The sequence below is a fragment of the Kribbella sp. NBC_01510 genome, from assembly GCF_045040325.1.
Taxonomy (GTDB): Bacteria; Actinomycetota; Actinomycetes; order Propionibacteriales; family Kribbellaceae; genus Kribbella.
Window position 1 is genome coordinate 7,795,210 of the sequence record NZ_CP109418.1, and the last position, 17,161, is coordinate 7,812,370.

Sequence of the window (17,161 nt, forward strand, 5' to 3'; positions counted from 1 at the left end):
AGTTAATGGTCAGAAGAACCGTCAAGGCTCTCCACCGCCGAGACGAGACGGTCGATGTCGGACTGGTCGGAGTACGGCGCGAGGCCGGCGCGGACGGCTCCGGCAGCCGCCAGGCCAAGGTGGCGGGCGGCCTCGTAGGCGTAGAACGAGCCCGCCGGAGCGTTGACCCCGGCGGCGGCCAGATGCTCGGCCACCGCGGTCGGCGGATGGCCCTCGACGGTGAAGAGCAGGGTCGGCGTACGGCGAGCCGCATGGCCGTAAAGGGTGACGCCCGGGATGGCGGCCAGCCGAGACTCGAGATCCTCACGCAGGCCGTCCTCGTACTCCTCGACCAGCTGCATCGAGCTGAGCAGGCGCTCGCGTCGGGTGGCTCCAGTCCCGCCGAGACCGGCAATGAAGTCGACGGCCGCGGTTGTGCCGGCCAGCAGCTCATACGGGAGCGTGCCGAACTCGAAGCGCTCGGGTACAGCGTCCGACGACGGGAGCAGCTTGTCCGGCCGGAGCGTCTCCAGCAGCTCGGGCTTGGCGGTCAGCACCCCGAGGTGCGGCCCGAAGAACTTGTACGGCGAGCAGACGTAGAAGTCGGCGTACGCCGCATCGACCGGGGCGTGCGCGGTCAGGTGCACCCCGTCGACGTAGATCAGCACACCGGCCGCGTGGACCTGATCCGCGATCCGGGCGACGTCCGGACGGGTGCCGAGCAGGTTGGATGCGCCGGTGACGGCGACCAGGCGAGTCCGATCGGTCAGGAGCGGCGCGATGTCGTCCAGCTCCGAGGTCCCGGGGTCGAAGCCGAGCCACTTCACGGTCGCGCCAACGGCCTCGGCGGCCTGCACCCACGGGCGGACGTTGGCGTCGTGGTCGAGGCGGGTCACGACGACCTCGTCGCCCTCCGACCAGGTCTTGGCGAGCGTGCGCGAGAAGTCGTAGGTCAGCTGAGTCATGCTGCGGCCGAAGACGATGCCATTCGCCTGAGTGCCGAGCAGATCGGCCATCGCCTCCCGCGCTTCGATGACGATCTCGTCGGCCCGGCGGTCGGCAGTCGTGAGCCGGCCGCGGTTCGCCAGCGCCGACGTCAGGGTCCGGGCCACCGCGTCGGCGACCACCTGCGGGGTCTGCGATCCACCCGGACCGTCGAAATGCGCCGCGCCCTCGTCGAGCGCGGGGAACTGCTTACGGACGGACACGACCTCGAAGGCACCCATGGCTGTCATCCTCCCCCGGCGACCGCACTCGCTGCCATCGGTTGTCCATTTCTCACCAGGCTTGCCCGATCCCGGATAAAAATCTTCGGAATGTCGCAGCGGTAGTGCAGGATGTCAGGAGTGAGCACGGTGACGACTACTGACACGGCCGCCCCGGTGCGGGCCTGGCTTCCGACGATGCTGACCCTGGCCGCCATCTGGGGTTGCAGCTTCCTGTTCATCTCGGTCGGCGTGCGCGAGCTTCCGCCGCTCTATCTGGCGCTCGGCCGCGTGATCGCGGGCTCCGTCGTCCTGCTGGTGATCCTGGCGGTGAAGCGCGAGTCGTTACCCCGCGACCCGCGGCTGTGGCTGCACTCGTTCGTGCTCGGCGCGATCGGCTCCGCGATCCCCTGGACGCTGTTCGGGTACGGCGAGCAGCGCATTCCGTCCCTCCTGGCGGGGATCTGGAACGGGATCACCCCCCTGGTCGTGCTGCCGATCGCCGTGCTCATCTTCCGCACCGAGACGTTCTCGCTGCAGCGGGTGCTCGGGCTGATCATCGGGTTCGCCGGCATGCTCGTCGTACTCGGTGCTTGGCATGTCGACGCCGGAGCGGATCTGACCGGGCAGGCGCTGTGCATGCTGGCCGCGGTCTTCTACGGGTTGGCGATTCCCTACCAGAAGCGGTTCATCGCCGGGACCACGCTGTCCGGGACGGCGCTGTCCGCGAGTTTGTTGCTGTGCGCAACGGTCCAGCTCGCGATCGTGGCGCCGATCGTCACCCGGCAGGCGCCGCCGGCCCCGTGGTCGCTGTCGATCGAGGTCGTGCTCAGTGTGGTCGCGCTGGGTGCGCTCGGCAGTGGGCTCGCGTTCGTGCTCAGCCTGCGGAACATCCGGCTGATCGGGGCCAGCCGGTCGTCGATGGTGACCTACCTGATGCCGGTCTTCTCGATCGTGGTCGGCGTGCTCGTGCTGCACGAGCACATCACCTGGTACCAGCCGGTCGGCGGTCTGGTCGTGTTGCTCGGGGTCGCCGTCTCGCAAGGGTTGCTGCGTCCGCCGCGGCGCAAGCCGATCGTCGCGGCCGAGGCGCCGGCGACGACCTAGCGCCGCGCCTGGTCGCCACCAGGGCCGTCACTCCCCCGGCACACCAGTGGAGAACGGACCTCCAGGCCATCACAATCACCGAGACGTCGCGACCGCCCGCGGGAGGCCATCGTCCCCGCCTCGTTGTGATGGCCTGGCGATCCGGTCGACGGCACGGGCACCTACCGCTCCGGCATGTAGCCACCCCTGCAACACCCACCGAACCGACCGGAGCGCTGGGTATCCCCGCGCGGAGTGTTGAGGGTTATCCCTGCGTGGTGCTGGTGCAGATGGACAGGAAGTGTCGGCTCGGGTCCGGCCTCACCCGGCCGGGTTCACGCCTGCGCACGCCGCCCGACCACCACCCGCGGACCGACACCTCCTGTCGAACTGCACACCAACGGGACTAGCGGCGGAGGTTGGGGACGGCGGCGATCACCACGGCGGCGAGGGCCAGCACGGTCCCGGCGACGACCGGGAACGTGACCGCCTTGTCCGCGGCCGGGAGGAACAGGTCGATGAACAGGCTCGCGATCAACTGACCGGCGATGGTCCCGAGACCGAGCACGAACACGCCGACCACCCGAACCACGGCCGCCGCCGCGCTGATGAAGATCACACCGCACGCGCCACCGAGGTACAGCCACGGGTTGCTCGGCAGGTGATGCGGCGCACCCCGCACTGCGAGGTCGGCGAGGAACACCACCAGCAACGCGGCGAGCCCGACCAGGAAGTTGACCACGCCGGCCGCGACCGCGCCGTACGCGTCCGGTGACGCGGTGCGCGCGACACGTCCGTTGATCGCCTGCTGGACCGCGGTGAAGACGCCTCCGAGCGCGGGCAGTACAGCGAGGAGCAGGCCGGCGGGGTGATTCAGTTGGTCCGACACCGCGAGTACGACGGCCACCAAAGCGATGAGCGCGCCGACGACGCGCAAGCTGGTGAACGGCTGCGGGCCGGCCGGGCCGAAGCCGAGCCGGTCGACGACCAGACTGCTGACCGCCTGACCCGCGACGACGGCCACGGTGAAGACCGCGACACCGATCACGGAGACGGTGATCGACTGGGTCGCGACGAGGTAGGCGCCCGCGAGTCCGCCGATGCACTGCCACCAGCGCAGGCCGCCGTGCGCACGCACCGGCTCGCGGATCGCCTTCCAGACCTTGCCGAGAGAGCGCCTTACCGCGGGGATGAGCGCCGTACCGATCAGCAGGATCAGCAGGCCGGTGCCGAACGAGATCAGCGCGGCCGCGACGCCGTCGCCGAGGACATCGCCGAGTTCGCCGTTGATCCGGGACTGGATCGCGAACAGCATGCCGATGCCGAAGGCGGCCGTGAGCCCGACCAGGTGGTGCTGACGGGTCGAGGCCGGCGGGCGGGTCGCGGTCGTTGTCACGTCACCATCATGACCGTTCGCCGGATTGCGCCTGACACCGGTCCACCCTATGACCGGCGGATCAGGGCCAGGTACATCGCATCGGTGCCGTGGAGATGCGGCCACAACTGCACGTCGGGACCGTCGCCGAGGTCCGGTACGCCGGGGAACAGCGGTCGCGCGTCCTCGAGGGTCGCGTCGTCCCGTTTGCGCAGTACGGCGTCGACCACGGCGCGGGTCTCGTCGGGGTGCGGTGAGCAAGTGACGTACGCGACCACGCCGCCGGGACGCGCCGAGGTGATCGCCGAGTCCAGGAGGTCTTCCTGGAGTGGCCGCAGTTCCTTCACGTCGTCCGGCGTACGGCGCCAGCGGGCTTCCGGGCGACGCCGGAGCGCTCCCAGGCCGGTGCACGGCACATCGGCCAGCACCCGGTCGAAGGATCCGGCCGGCCAGGTCGGTTTGGTCCCGTCACCGACGAGAACCTTGTGTTCGCCGGGGATCGCCCGGAGGTTGGCGCGGACCAGCTCGGCCCGATGCTTGAGTGGCTCGACCGCGGTCAGTTGGCCGTCACGTTGTTGCACGAGTGCTGCGAGCAGCGCCGACTTGCCGCCTGGTCCGGCGCAGAGGTCCAACCACTTGCTGTCCGATTCTTCGATCGGAGCCGCGGCCAGGGCGAGCGCGACGAGCTGCGATCCTTCGTCCTGCACGCCGGCCCGACCGGTGGCAACCGCGTCGATCCGCCCGGGATCGCCACCACCCTGCAGCACGGCAGCGTAGGGCGACCACTTCCCCGCAGTGGCCCCAGCCGCGACCAACTCGTCTACCTCGGCCAGCCCCGGCCGAGCCACCAGCGTCACCCGAGGCGGCTCGTTGTCCGCATCAAGCAACCGCTCCAGCCCACTGGCGTCACCCAGTGCCTGGGCGAAGGCCTCGATCACCCAGCGGGGGTGGGCTTTGGCGATCGCCAGGTAGCCGTAGGCATCCTCGGCGGCCGGCGGCGCCACCGCGGCGATCCACTGGTCGAGAGTGCGTTGGCTGATCTTGCGGAGGACGGCGTTGACCAGGCCGCTGCGTTTCTGGCCGATCTCGGCCCGGGTGAGCGTGACCATTTCCGAGACGGCAGCGTACGAGTCGACGCGCATCCGGAGGAGCTGGTGGCTGCCGAGCCGGAGGAGGTCGAGGAGTTCGGGGTCGAGGTCCTCGAGTGGGCGGGACACGCTGCGCGCGAGGAAGGCGTCGTACGTGCCTTGCCAGCGGAGCGTCCCGTGCACCAGCTCGGTGCAGAACGCGGCGTCGCGACCGCCGAGGCGCGACTCACGCAGAGCCTTGTTGAGGACGAGGTTCGCGTAGCCGGCCTCGCCGTTCACCTGCCGGATGACCTGGTACGCGACCCGCCGTACCCGATCCGGGCGCCGCTGCGGCGTCCGATTGCGCGGCGACCTATCGCTCACGCGGACCGTCCCAAGCGGTCCTCGTCGGTGAGGCGGACACCACGAGCCCAGTCGGCGGCGGCCATCGGCTTCTTGCCCTGCGGCTGAACCGTCACCAGCTCCACCGCCTTACTCCCGGTGCCGGCCTTCACGCTCGACTTGGTCGCCTGAAGCTCACCAGGCTTCAGCTCCTCGTCGGTCAGCCGTACGGCGAGAACCTTCAAGCGCTCGCCCCGGAACATCGTCCACGCCCCCGGCGCCGGGTTGCACCCACGCACCAGCCGATCCACCCGCTGCGCCGGCGCGGCCAGATCCAGCTCGGCGTCCTCGACGGTGATCTTCGGCGCCAGCGTCACGCCGTCGGCCGGTTGCTCGCGAGCTTCCAGTACGCCGGCCTCGACCCCGTCCAGCGTGTCCACCAGGAGCTTCGCGCCGGACACCGCGAGCCGGTTCAGCAGATCACCCGAGGTGTCCGAAGGACCGATCGGCTCGGTGAGTACGCCGTACACCGGGCCGGCGTCGAGCGCCTTCACGATCTGGAACGTGCTGGCCCCGGTCACGTCGTCCCCGGCGATGATCGAGTGCTGCACCGGCGCGGCGCCACGCCAGGCGGGCAGCACCGAGAAGTGCAGGTTGATCCAGCCGTGCCGCGGGATGTCCAGGGCCGCCTGCGGCAACAGGCCGCCGTACGCGACCACCGGGCAGCAGTCCGGCGCGATCTCGGCCAGCCGCGCCAAGAAGTCGGGGTCCCTCGGCTTCACCGGCTTGAGGATCTCGATCCCACCGAGCTCCTCGGCGTACTGCGCGACCGGCGAGGCGACCAGCTTGCGGCCACGGCCCGCCGGGGCGTCCGGACGCGTGACCACGCCGACGAGTTCGTGGCGGCTGGCAACGATCGCCTTGAGAGCGGTGACGGCGGGCTCCGGCGTACCGGCAAAGACGACTCTCACAGGCCGAATCCGTTCGTCGGGTGTGGCGAGACCCTGATCTGCGGGGGGCCGGACAGGCCGGACCAGTCGGCCTCGCGGATCGCCTTCATCGCCTGCTTGCGGGTGTCGGTGTCGAGCCGGTCGACGAACAGGATGCCGTCGAGGTGGTCGGTCTCGTGCTGGATGGCGCGGGCCAGGAGCTCGGAGCCCTCGATCACGATCGGGTCGCCGTACATGTTGAAACCCTTGGCGATCACCGAGAGCGCCCGGCGGCAGTCGAACGTCAGGCCGGGGATCGAGAGGCAGCCCTCCGGGCCGAACTGCTCGTCGGCCGAGAGCGTCAGCTCCGGGTTGATCAGGTGCCCGAGCTCGCCCTCCACGTGGTAGGTGAACACGCGCAGCCCGACCCCGATCTGCGGCGCGGCCAGGCCGGAGCCGGGCGCGGCCTGCATGGTGTCGGTGAGGTCCGCGACCAGGCGGCGCAGCTCGGCGTCGAAGTCGACGACCGGCTCGGCCTTCGTGGTCAGGACGGGGTCGCCGAACAGGCGGATGGGTTGGACCGACACAGATTCTCCACAGCATTCCACGGACCAGGACCGGCTAAGTCTAGTTGGCCGCGGGCGGGGGCCTAGGGGGCAGGGCCCCTCCACATTGTTGCCATAAGCACGTACTGTGGTCTCAGGCGTACCTACAGTCACTGCCGTCACACGCCCAACGGGAGACCCAATGCCCACAGCAGCACGGGGGGCAACTCTGATCCTCCTGGGTGCACTGCTTGCACAGGCACCCCTCACAGCCGCCGCCTATCAGCCCCGCGATCCTGAACCGGCCGGCGTAGCTCCTCCGGCCGAGCCTGTCCCGAGTCCTACCGAGGCCCTCACAACCGCCCCCAGCCAGCCGGTGCTTGAGCAGCCGGCGGCGCGGTCGTGGAGCGAGGTGGTGGCGCAGGTGACCGAGACGTCGCCGGGTGATCTGCAGGTGCGGTCGGCGGACACGTCCGCGCAGGCCGCATCGATGATGCGGTGCTTCAAGCTCGAGACCGAGAACTACTGTCTTGGGCTCGGGTTCGTCGACCAGATCCCGACCGGGGCTCAACTGCGGGCGACGCTCAGCCCGCCGGAGCGGCATACCGACGGCGAGGTGGCGGTCGAGCAGGACATCCCCACGGGCGATCTCACGCCTGCCGCCTTCGTGGCGGAACGTGCGGCCATGCCGAGGAGCACCCGCGTGAACGCCGAACTCGACGAGATGCAGGCGGCCTGGGACGGACGGGCCAAGGCACGTGAACTGCGCCTGCTCGCCGAGTCCGCTGCACCTACGGAGAGCGGGGAGCCGTCGACCGCTCAGCCGACTCCGGTCAGTCCTGGGACGCCTCAGCCGACTCCCGTTGGTCCGGGGACCGCGGCGACGCCTCAGCCGACTCCGGTTGGGCCGACGCCGACTGCTACACCGCCTACTCTGCCTCCGGTTACGCCGACCCGGACTACGCCCACACAAGGCACGCCGACGCCGGTGCCGCCCACGCCGGTGAATCCGCCGGCGGTGCCGGTGAAGCTGCCGGCTTCGGCGTACATCATGAAGGGATTCCAGACCTCGCAGGAGAAGGGGTACTGGTGTGGTCCGGCCACGTTCCAGTCGATCGACTGGGCGGACGACAACCAGAAGGACACCCAGGCGTCGTGGGCCAAGGATCTCGGCTCGACCACGTCCGGGACGGCGATCTCCGCGATGGCCCAGCAGACCAATCTGAAGACCAACTGGGACAAGCCGGCCGGCGCCTACATCGTGCAGAGCGTGTCGCACTGGAACGCGCAGACCTTCTTCACCGTCCACCAGAAGCACCTGGGCGTCTACAAGGCGCCGGTGATCGAGCACGTGCAACTGCTGAAGCGGTACTTCCCGTACCTCGCCTTCAACCACAGCGGCCACTACCAGGTCGGCCGCGGCTATGACCGGGCCAAGGGCACGATCGCCATCTACGAGGTGTTCAACGAACGCCGCTTCAACAGCCGCGGCAACGTGACCGACGGCCCGAAGAACGTCCCGGCGAGTGCCCTCTTCAACGCCACCCTGGCCAACTCCTTCCAGAACATCGGGCTCTGATGCGCCGTACCACCGTTGCCGTAGGCACCCTCTTCGTCCTGCTCGTGGCCGGCTGCTCGTCGCCGTCGAAGGAGGCAGGCCCCACCAACTCGCCGGCCAACACACCGATGGGCAGGCCGTCGACCCCGGCGCCGCCGACCGATTCCGGTACGGCGATCCCGGCCTGGGCGAACGTGCTACGGCAACCGGTGGACGGGCAGCATCTCGTCACCCAGCAGCGCAAGTACGTCGTCACCCGCGGCAGCGACGAAGCCGGCAGGACAACGGTCGCGGACCGGACCACCAAGAAGGTCGTGGTCCGGCACACCCCCGCGACCGGGTTCGTCGCGCAATCCCCCGTCGTGATCGACGATCACTGGGCGCTCATCGAAGACATCCGCTCCGACGGACCCGACCCGCAGATCAAACTCTTTCGCTACGACCTCACCACCGGCCGCCCGGCCCCCCTGACCGGACTCCCCCAGATCTCCGAGCCCGAGATCGGTGCGTACGACGGCACCTTCGCCTACTCCTCCACCGACACGAAGAACCGCTCGTGCCTGATCGTCGCCGACCTGGCGACCCTCAAGTCGCGCACCGTCACCTGCGTCGCCGCCCCCGGCTACATCGCCGATCCGGTCGTGTCGGCCGACACCGTCACCTTCAGCGAGATCACCGCCCCCGAGACCGCGCGCCGCTGCAAGCGCCTCCTCACCGCATCGCTCACCGCCGGGTCCGCCCAACCGGTGCCAGCGGCAACCAACTGCATCCAGTGGAGCGGTGCCTCGCTGCGCGGTGCGACCGTCTGGTCGGAGGTCGCCGCGTCCGACCCGGACCAGTACCAGAGCAAGGCGTACGTCCGCCCAACCGGCGACTCCCCCGCCCGTTCCCTCGGCACCGTCGTCACCGACACGATTCTTGCCTGCGGCAACTGGATCCTCTGGGAGACGCGCACCGTTACCGCCGGCACCGAGGCCTATCAGATCAACCGGTGGCGCCCCGACCTCGCCCAACCCCAGCGCATCTACACCAGTCCGGCCGGTGCCGCGCTCACTCCCCTCACCTGCCAGGACGGCACGGTGTACGTCGAGGCGGCGTACCTCTCGAACTCACCGGCGTACACGGAAACCATCGCGGCAGCCGTCGTCTGACGACGGAGCTCAGCGCCACGCGTGGCGGATCCTCAACCGCCCGAACCCCATGATCCCGGAGATCCGGATCGTCGGCCCGCCCGGGCGGGGCTGCCGCCGCGGGGTGTACTGCGAGTCCTTCCAGCCGGTGCGCAGACCTTCGAGATCGACGATCGCGTCGCGTGGCACGGTGATCTTGGCGCCGCCGGTGCCGAGGTGCAGCTCGAGGTCGACGACCCGGTGCTCGAAAACCGCCCGGGACAGGTCAAGCTGCACCCGGCCGAAGGCGGACTGAACCTTGAGGGTTCTGGGCACGCGCCACTCGCCACGCCGCTGGATCCGGCCGGCCGCCGCGGAGATCGTCGACGTGGTGCCAGGGTCCTCTGCCGGCAGCGAGGCCAGCGCCGACGCGATCTCGTGGCGGGTCGTGGCGGTGAGCACCTGGTGGAGGCGCCGGTCCATCTCCTCGTACGAGATGTACCCCTCGGTGTAGGCCTCCTGCACGCGTCGGACGGCCGTGTCCCGGTCGGTATCCCTGACCAGGGACGAGCGGTCTTCGGGCCGGATGCTCACCGTTCCACTGTAGCTACACGGAGATGCCGCGGCTGCGGAGCTGCGTGCGGAGTTCGGTGGCGCCGGAGAAGAGTTCGGCGTCGAGGCCGACCGTACGGGCGCCGTCCACGTTGTACTGCATGTCGTCGGTGTAGAAGGTGCGCGCGGGGTCGAGACCGTAGCGATCGATCAGGATGCGGTAGATCTTCTCGTCCGGCTTGACGGTCTGCTCCATGCCCGAGACGACCTCGCCGTCGAAGTGGGTGAGGATCGGGAACGCGTCCTTCGCGACCCCCCACTTCTCGCCGGAGAAGTTGGTCAGCGCGTATGTCGGGATGCCGAGAGCCTGCAGGTCGGTGAGAACTGCGACGGTGTCCTCGAACACGCCCTTGACCATCTTCAGCCAGCCGGTGTCGTAGGCCTCGATCCATTCGGAGTGCTCGGGATGCAGGCTGGTGAGCTCCTCGATCGCCTCGGCCCAGGGGCGACCCTCGTCCTGCTTGTGGTTCCAGGCCGGGGTGGTCACGTTGGTCAGGAAATGTGTCCGCGCCTGGTCGTCGGGAATCAGGTCGGCGTACAGGTAGGTGGGGCTCCAGTCCAGCAGCACCCCGCCGATGTCGAACACCACCACGTCGATCGTCCGCTCAGTCATGCCTGCAACCCTACGAGACCGGATGTGACGGGGCCGGACGACTCAGCTCAAACGGTCGCCGCGTTCGCCGCGGCCCGGGCGTGCAGCGCGGGAGCCAGCGAGTACTGCCCGACGAAGATCACCACGCCGAGCAGGGCACAGCCGATCCAGGTCACGGTCGGGCCGAGGTGCTCGAGAGCGTTGGTCCCGGCCAGCGGCCCGATCACCGTGCCGACGCCGAAGGCCATCCCGGACAGGCCCATGTAGCGCCCGCGCAGGTCAACCGGAGCGAGATCGGCGAACACCGCGCCGATCACCGCTGCGAACCCGATCTCGCCGATCGTCCACACCACGACCGACAGACCGTAGCCCCACCAGCTGTGCACGACCGCGCCCAGCCCGAACCCGAGACCGACCACCAGCATCGACGCGGACAGCAGCTTCGGCCGGTCCATCTTCACCAGCCACTTGCCGAGGAACGGCTGGATCAGCACGATCACGACACCGTTGAGCGCGATCACCAGTCCGTAGGTCTGCGACGGCAGACCGTCAGCCGCCATCGCCAGCGGCAGCGTCGAGTACCCCTGGAAGTAGATCGTCGCGTACCCGATCTGGATCAGGATCATCAGCAGGAACACGGTGTCGTGCAGAGCCACCGCCAACAGCGGCCGACGAGGCGCGTCCTCGTCCAGCACCGGGCGGCTCTCCGGCACCATCGCCCAGATCACCACGCCGGCGATCACCGACGTACCGGCGTTCAGCCAGAACAGCAGGCCGTAGCCGATCGACGCCAGCACCCCCGCACTCACGGTCGAGACCGAGAACCCGAGGTTGATCGCCCAGAACAGCAGCCCGTACGCACGGACCCGTTCGCCCGGCTGGAGCATGTCGGCCACCGTCGCCTGCACCGCCGGCCGGAACAGGTCACCGAGCAGACCGACCAGGAACGCGGCCACCCAGATCATCACCATCGCTCGGGCCGAGCCGAGCAGGATCAGCGCCGCGGCGGTGCCGAAGAAGCAGATCAGCATGGTCAGCCGGCGACCGACCCGGTCGGCCAGCCACCCGCCGGCGAGCTGCGCGGCCACGGTCCCGGCACCGACCGCGGCCGCCACGGCACCCGCCGTACCGGCGGAGAGGTGACGGTCGTGGGTGAGGTAGAGGACCAGGAACGGCTGCACGAAGCTGCCGAGCCGGTTGACCAGTTGGCACACCCACAGCGCCCAGAAGGCCCTGGGCAGAGCAGTCGGAGCGGGGGCTTCGACAGCAGCGGCAGTCGTCATGCGCACAACTCTGGTGGCCCACCCGGCCGGTGTCGACGATTAGGCAGAGAACTAATCAGCTAGAGTGGTCCCGTGATCACGATCAGGCTGAACGCGGAGGACGTCGGGCGGATCCGGTTCGCACTGTCGCCCGTGTGGGAGGCCGTCACCAGTGTGCGGGCGCTCAGCAACAACACCGCGCGCAGCGTGCACGGCCCGTGGCTGCAGAAGGTCCGGCCGATCATCGAGGGCCCGGACCTGACGTTGCTGAAGGCCCTCATCCCGTCCTTCGGCTACATCCCGGACTTCATCACGCCGGCCCCGCCGCGGCGCTCGACCAGCCTGGAATCCGGTCTCGCCGCGATCGCGGCAACGCCGCACGACCTGGTCGTGAACGAGATCGGCAGGCTGCACCGGCACAACCCGCACCCTCTCCTGCCGGACCTGATCGACAATCCGGCCAAGGCCCTCGACCTGATCACGTCGGCACTGGAGACCTATTGGCGGCGCGCGCTCGAGCCGGACTGGCGCCGGATGCGCGCACTGCTCCAGGAGGATCTGGCGTTCCGGCTGGACGAGTTGGCCAGCGGTGGGATCGAGCGGCTGTTCCGCAACCTGCATCCGTCGGTGCGGTTCAGTGGCGATCGGATCGACATCGATCGCCCGTTCGCGTGCGACGGTGAACCGCTGGCCGGCCAGGGGGTGTTGCTGGTGCCGTGCGTGTTCACCTGGCCTGCCGCGCTCCCGGTGTCCGAGGCACCGCACGTGCCGACCATCACGTATCCGCCGCGCGGCCTGGGGCGCCTGTGGGAGGACCGGCAGGACGCGACCGAGTCACCGCTCGCGGACCTGGTCGGGCGGACACGGGCCGCGATCGTGAGTCATCTGGATCTGCCGATGTCAACGACGCACCTGGCGCATCAACTCGGGGTGTCCGCACCGACGTTGAGCGTGCATCTGAGCATCCTGCGCAACGCCGGTGTGGTCGACTCGCGGAGGGATGGCCGGGCCGTGCTCTACTACCGCACCTCGCTCGGCAACCAGCTGCTGATCGCGTCCACTCCCCTCGCTTCCACCGCCTGACTCGCCGAAGCTCGGTGGGTCTACCTGCACCCGGACCGAGCCTGGGTGGCTTTGCGCGGGTCCGGCTCTCGTCCGGTTCGTAATCCGTCCAGCACGATGTCGACAACACGGCGCATGGCTTGGTCGTCGGACATGTCCGACGGCGTGTAGATCCGAAGGGTCATCAGGAGGCCCACCTCTGCTGGGCTGACGTCGGGACGCATCGCTCCGTCCGCTTTGGCCCCCGCCGTCATCCGCTCGACGAGGTCACTCACCGTCTGCCGTGAACTGCGCAGCTCGGGATCGGACTGGATCGAGGCATGCAGGCGGGGTTCAATCGCCGATGCCAGCGCGCCCAGCCGTCGCTCGGCACAGCCACGCAGGAACCGACAGAGCGCGGCCCAGGCGTCGGGCTCTTCGCGCCAGGCGGTTTCCGCCATGTCCGCCAAGTCGCGCAAGACCGCCTGAGCCGTCGCCCAGATCAACGAATCTCGATCAGGGAAACGGCGATAGAGCGTGCCTACGCCGACGCCGGCACCCCGGGCGATCTCCTCCATCGGCACGTCGAACCCGGATTCCCGGAAGTGGATCTGGGCCGCAGCGACGATCTGGTCCCTGTTGCGCTGGGCGTCGGCGCGCAACCCCAGCTCTTTCGACATCGGAGCTCCCACAGTCAACTGGACGAATTTCCTCCGGATAGTGTAGCGTGCCGTAACCGGACGAAATTCGTCCAGATAGCGAGGAGAGCATGAGAGACCAAACGGTGCTGATCTCCGGAGCCGGCATCGCCGGATCCACGCTGGCGTATTGGCTGGCGCGGCACGGGTTTCGTCCCACCGTGGTCGAACGCGCGACGGGGCTTCGCTCCAGCGGAAATCCGGTGGACGTCAAGGGGCCGGCGATGGAGGTGGCACAGCGGATGGGCCTCATGCCACGCCTGCGCGCGGCCGACTCCGCTGTGACGCACATGAGTTTCGTCAATGCCGCCGGTCGCCGCGTCGGGCGGATCAACCTGCAGGCCTTTCAGATGTCAGCTGGAGATCGCGAACCGGAAGTGCCACGCGCAGAGCTTGCCTCGATTCTGCTCGAGGCAAGCCGCGACAGCGCCGAATTCTTGTGGGACGACGCCATCGTCGCCCTCAGCCGGGACAAGGACGGAGTAAACGTCACCTTCGACCGCGCCGAACCCCGCCGCTTCGACCTGGTGATCGGAGCCGATGGGCTGCACTCGGCGGTCCGCCGACTGACGTTCGGCCCCGAGAACGACTTCGTTCACCACATGGGAATCTATGTCGCGACACTGCCGATCGACGGCTCAGTCGACAACCACCGGGAAGTGACCCTGTACAACACCCCCGGCCGGATGGTCTCTGTCCACCCCTCGCGCGGCCACGCTGTCGCCGCCTTCATGTTCCGCAGCCCGGCGCTGCCCAACTTCGACCATCGCGACACCGAGCAACACAAACAGCTGGTGACGACCATCTTCAGGGACGGTTCCTGGCGGATACCCGAACTCCTGGAACGCGTACAAGCCGCCGACGACATCTACTTCGACTCCGTCAGCCAAGTCCGCCTGCCCCAATGGTCGAATGGACGCATCACGGTACTCGGCGACGCCGCCTCATGCATGTCGCTGTTCGGAGACGGCTCCACCCTCGCGATAGCGGGCGCCCACACCCTCGCCGAGGAACTGGCCGCCAACCGTACCGACCCGGCAACCGCTTTTCGCCGATACGAAACCCGGCACCGTACCCTCGTGGACCCCAAGCAGCGGGGCTTCGCCTCAGCCGCCGCCCTGATCGTCCCAGCCACCCGAAAGGGAATCGCGGCCCGGAACATGGCAACCCGCCTGTTCTTCCCCGTCATGACCGCCGCCGGATCGCTGCGCCGCCGCCTTCGGCCCACCTGAGCGCGTGGTGCACGCACATCACGACACGCGACCAGGAGATCAGAACAGTGCAAACACCAGCACATCGAGACCGAGTTCGCACCACCTTGTCAGACGGCGCAAGCGACGTGAATTGGCACAGTTTTCTATCGCGTTGGGCACCGTTGACAGGACTTGCCTACCTGGCTCTCATGGTCTTGTTCATCACCCTCATCCTTCCGGTGGGTACGACCAGTTCCTTGCCAGCGACCTATCTCGAACTCATAGCGGCAGGCCGCAAGCCGGTGCTTTACCGGGTGACGATCGCATTCGACGTGACCGCGTGGCTGACGCTTGGTGGGTTTCTGATCGCTGATTATCAGCCTCTTTGGAATCACCACTAAATTCTCGCGGCGAGCAAGAGCCACCACGTCGCTGCGTAGCCGTCCACAATGATCCGACCGGACCTCGCTCGGCAACCAGCTGCTGACCGCGTCCACTCAGCTGGCTCCCACCGCCTGACTAGCCGAAGCTCGGTGGGTCCACCTGCACCCGGACCGAGCCTGGGCTCTTCTTCGCGCTGCGGGCGGATTGCGCCTCCTTCAGCGCGCGAGCCAGGGTCGAGCCGGCCGTCCGCGGAATCCTGACAACAGCCCTGACGGTCTCTTCGTCAACATCGACCGGCCCCAGGACTTCCAGCCCAGCGTTGGCCGGGATCAACTCGCGAACGCGAGCGATCAGGTCGGCCACGGCCTCGGACGAGCCGGTCAGCTCGGCGAGTTTGCCGGCCGGGGCGAGGCGGGCAGCCCGGCGGTCCTCGACCTCGCGCAAGGCAAAGCCCTCCGGGCTCCAGCGGACCACCGCCTGCAGCGGAAGCGCGGAGGGCTCGCCAACCAGGATCACGGTTCCGCCGTCGCGGGCCGGGCGGACCAGCGCTGCCGCGTTGAACCAGCGTCGTACTGCCTCCTCCGGCGCACGCAGATCAGGACGAGCGAGCATCAGCCACGTGTCCAGCAGCAGCGCCGCGCTGTAGCCGCCGTCCGCGACCGGCTCGGCTCCGGGGGTGCTGACGATCAACGCCGGGCTGTCCGACACGACGTCGAGCACGTTGTCGCCCCCCGACGTACGCACGACCACGCCGGGAAACGCGCGGCCCAACTCCTCCGCCGTACGACGAGCTCCGACGACCGCGGCGCGCATCCGGGTGTCACCGCACTCCGGGCAGCGATGATCCGTCGCCGGTCGACCGCACACGCTGCAACTCGCCGGCCCGGATCCACCGGTACGACGCAGCGTCCCACCGCACGTCGGGCACCGCGAAGGCGCCCGGCAGGTCTGACACACCAGGCTCGGCAGATACCCGGCCCGCGGCACCTGCACGAGCACCGGCCCCGACCGCAGCCCCTCACGGGCGATCTCGAAAGCGCGATGCGGCAACCGCGCCGCCCGAGCCGCAGGATCGCGGGCCAGGTCCGTGTCCGACTCCCCCGCGATGTGCACCGCCGGAGCCGCTGTCCGGATCACCGCCCGATCCGCGATCAGCTCGTTGGCGTACCCCGACTCCACCAGCGCGGCCGACTCCGCCGTACGCGCGAACCCACCGAGCAGCACCGCACACTTCTGCCGGAAAGCCCTGAGCAGCAAGACTTCCCGCGCATGCGGGTACGGCGCCCGCGGCTCGGCGTACGAGTCGTCGCCGTCGTCCCACAACGCGACCAGCCCGAGCTCCGCCACCGGCGCGAACGCGGCCGCCCGCGTCCCGATCACCACCCGCGCACACCCGCGCAGTGCCGCGAGGAATGCCCGGTAGCGAGCCGTCGGCCCGAGGTCCGCGGACAGCGTGACGAACCCCGCCTCCCCGAGCACCGTCGTACAGGCCGCTGCCAACCGCTCGAGGTCACGCGCGTCCGGCACGAGCAGCAACGCGCCCCGACCGGACGCCGCACACACCGCCGCCGCCTGCGCGAACGCGAGCGCCCAATCGGCCCCTGGTACGGCGGTCCAGATCGCGCGCGGTGATTCCGACCGGGCGATCGCGTCGAGGAAGCCGGTCGGGTACGCCGACCACTCGGAACGCGAGGTGGACAGCGGCGGGGGCGCGGGCTGGTTGCAGCGCAGCGGCTCACCCTCGACCTTCGCGTGCCGGGGCGGGACGGCCAACCGGGTGACGTCCGCGAACACTCCGGCATACCGGTCGGCGACCGCGCGGCAGAGGTCGGCGATCTCCGGCGTCAGCACCTGCTCGGGCGAGACGACCTTGCGGATCCGGGCCAGCTTGCCGTCGTGGTCGGACGATTCGAGGCGCTCCAGGACGAAGCCGTCGAGGTCCTTGCCGGCGAAGCGGACCTTCACGCGCGCGCCGGGTTGAGCGGCCGCGGCCAGATCCTCGGGAACGAGGTAGTCGAACGGCCGGTCGAGATGTGGCAACGAGACGTCGACCGCGATCCGGGCCACCGGGAGCGACGACGTGATCCCGGCCGGCTCCTTGGTCCGGGACTTGCGAACGGTGTCCCGCAACAGCGTCAGCTGCTCCGGTGAGTCCCCGTTCGATGTCACTGGGGAATGCTAGTC

At 69.1% G+C, this 17,161-nt stretch carries 16 protein-coding genes; 6 read left to right on the forward strand and 10 right to left on the reverse strand.

Features of this window, described 5'->3' with window-relative positions; translation table 11 throughout:
* Window positions 1–2: 2 nt before the first annotated feature.
* Window positions 3–1,205: a cysteine desulfurase-like protein gene (locus OG558_RS38155; protein WP_405067363.1), complete on the reverse strand. Its 1,203-nt coding sequence runs from the start codon at window positions 1,203–1,205 to the stop codon at window positions 3–5.
* Window positions 1,206–1,334: 129 nt separating this feature from the next.
* Between OG558_RS38155 and OG558_RS38160 the strand changes: the two genes are divergently transcribed.
* Window positions 1,335–2,291 (forward strand): DMT family transporter, encoded by a 957-nt coding sequence (locus tag OG558_RS38160; RefSeq protein ID WP_405067364.1) that lies wholly within the window; start codon window positions 1,335–1,337, stop codon window positions 2,289–2,291.
* Between the two features lie 385 nt (window positions 2,292–2,676).
* Here the strand turns inward: OG558_RS38160 and OG558_RS38165 are convergent, their stop codons facing one another.
* The 4 genes from OG558_RS38165 to def are packed head-to-tail and all read right to left on the reverse strand — an operon-like array spanning window position 2,677 to window position 6,570.
* Window positions 2,677–3,666: a DMT family transporter gene (locus tag OG558_RS38165; RefSeq protein WP_405067365.1), complete on the reverse strand. Its 990-nt coding sequence runs from the start codon at window positions 3,664–3,666 to the stop codon at window positions 2,677–2,679.
* 47 nt (window positions 3,667–3,713) lie between these two features.
* Window positions 3,714–5,096: an RsmB/NOP family class I SAM-dependent RNA methyltransferase gene (locus OG558_RS38170; protein ID WP_405067366.1), complete on the reverse strand. Its 1,383-nt coding sequence runs from the start codon at window positions 5,094–5,096 to the stop codon at window positions 3,714–3,716.
* Window positions 5,093–6,025 (reverse strand): methionyl-tRNA formyltransferase, encoded by a 933-nt coding sequence (gene fmt, locus OG558_RS38175; protein ID WP_405067367.1) that lies wholly within the window; start codon window positions 6,023–6,025, stop codon window positions 5,093–5,095. Before fmt ends, OG558_RS38170 begins: the two co-directional genes overlap by 4 nt.
* On the reverse strand, window positions 6,022–6,570 hold the full coding sequence (def, locus tag OG558_RS38180; RefSeq protein ID WP_329476238.1) for a peptide deformylase: 549 nt from the start codon (window positions 6,568–6,570) through the stop codon (window positions 6,022–6,024). Before def ends, fmt begins: the two co-directional genes overlap by 4 nt.
* 382 nt (window positions 6,571–6,952) lie before the next feature.
* Here def and OG558_RS38185 point away from each other — a divergent pair, with 382 nt between their 5' ends.
* Window positions 6,953–8,107 (forward strand): C39 family peptidase, encoded by a 1,155-nt coding sequence (locus tag OG558_RS38185; protein WP_405067368.1) that lies wholly within the window; start codon window positions 6,953–6,955, stop codon window positions 8,105–8,107.
* A complete protein-coding gene (locus OG558_RS38190) occupies window positions 8,107–9,237 on the forward strand; it encodes a hypothetical protein (protein WP_405067369.1) in 1,131 nt (376 codons plus the stop codon). Before OG558_RS38185 ends, OG558_RS38190 begins: the two co-directional genes overlap by 1 nt.
* A gap of 9 nt (window positions 9,238–9,246) precedes the next feature.
* Here the strand turns inward: OG558_RS38190 and OG558_RS38195 are convergent, their stop codons facing one another.
* From OG558_RS38195 to OG558_RS38205, 3 genes are read right to left on the reverse strand one after another with little or no spacing between them, the layout of a single operon-like run.
* Window positions 9,247–9,789 carry a DUF1707 domain-containing protein gene (locus OG558_RS38195; protein WP_405067370.1) on the reverse strand — a complete coding sequence of 181 codons (543 nt, stop codon included), beginning with the start codon at window positions 9,787–9,789 and terminating at the stop codon, window positions 9,247–9,249.
* Window positions 9,790–9,802: 13 nt separating this feature from the next.
* Entirely contained in the window at window positions 9,803–10,420 is a 618-nt protein-coding gene (locus tag OG558_RS38200) for an HAD family hydrolase (RefSeq protein ID WP_405067371.1), read from the reverse strand.
* A 47-nt stretch (window positions 10,421–10,467) separates the two neighbouring features.
* Window positions 10,468–11,682: an MDR family MFS transporter gene (locus OG558_RS38205; RefSeq protein WP_405067372.1), complete on the reverse strand. Its 1,215-nt coding sequence runs from the start codon at window positions 11,680–11,682 to the stop codon at window positions 10,468–10,470.
* Window positions 11,683–11,754: 72 nt separating this feature from the next.
* Between OG558_RS38205 and OG558_RS38210 the strand changes: the two genes are divergently transcribed.
* Window positions 11,755–12,744, forward strand: a complete 990-nt coding sequence (locus tag OG558_RS38210; protein ID WP_405067373.1) for a helix-turn-helix domain-containing protein — start codon at window positions 11,755–11,757, stop codon at window positions 12,742–12,744.
* A 20-nt stretch (window positions 12,745–12,764) separates the two neighbouring features.
* Here OG558_RS38210 and OG558_RS38215 read toward each other — a convergent pair whose 3' ends face one another.
* The gene (locus OG558_RS38215; RefSeq protein WP_405067374.1) at window positions 12,765–13,382 is read right to left on the reverse strand and encodes a TetR/AcrR family transcriptional regulator; all 618 of its coding nucleotides are present in this window, start codon (window positions 13,380–13,382) and stop codon (window positions 12,765–12,767) included.
* An 89-nt stretch (window positions 13,383–13,471) separates the two neighbouring features.
* Between OG558_RS38215 and OG558_RS38220 the strand changes: the two genes are divergently transcribed.
* Together OG558_RS38220 and OG558_RS38225 are read left to right on the forward strand one after the other, a co-directional pair.
* The gene (locus OG558_RS38220) at window positions 13,472–14,632 is read left to right on the forward strand and encodes an FAD-dependent monooxygenase (RefSeq protein WP_405067375.1); all 1,161 of its coding nucleotides are present in this window, start codon (window positions 13,472–13,474) and stop codon (window positions 14,630–14,632) included.
* A 170-nt stretch (window positions 14,633–14,802) separates the two neighbouring features.
* Entirely contained in the window at window positions 14,803–14,994 is a 192-nt protein-coding gene (locus tag OG558_RS38225; protein ID WP_405067376.1) for a hypothetical protein, read from the forward strand.
* A gap of 118 nt (window positions 14,995–15,112) precedes the next feature.
* On the opposite strand, the gene OG558_RS38230 is transcribed toward OG558_RS38225, so the two are convergent.
* Window positions 15,113–17,146 (reverse strand): primosomal protein N', encoded by a 2,034-nt coding sequence (locus OG558_RS38230; RefSeq protein WP_405067377.1) that lies wholly within the window; start codon window positions 17,144–17,146, stop codon window positions 15,113–15,115.
* Window positions 17,147–17,161 lie beyond the last annotated feature (15 nt).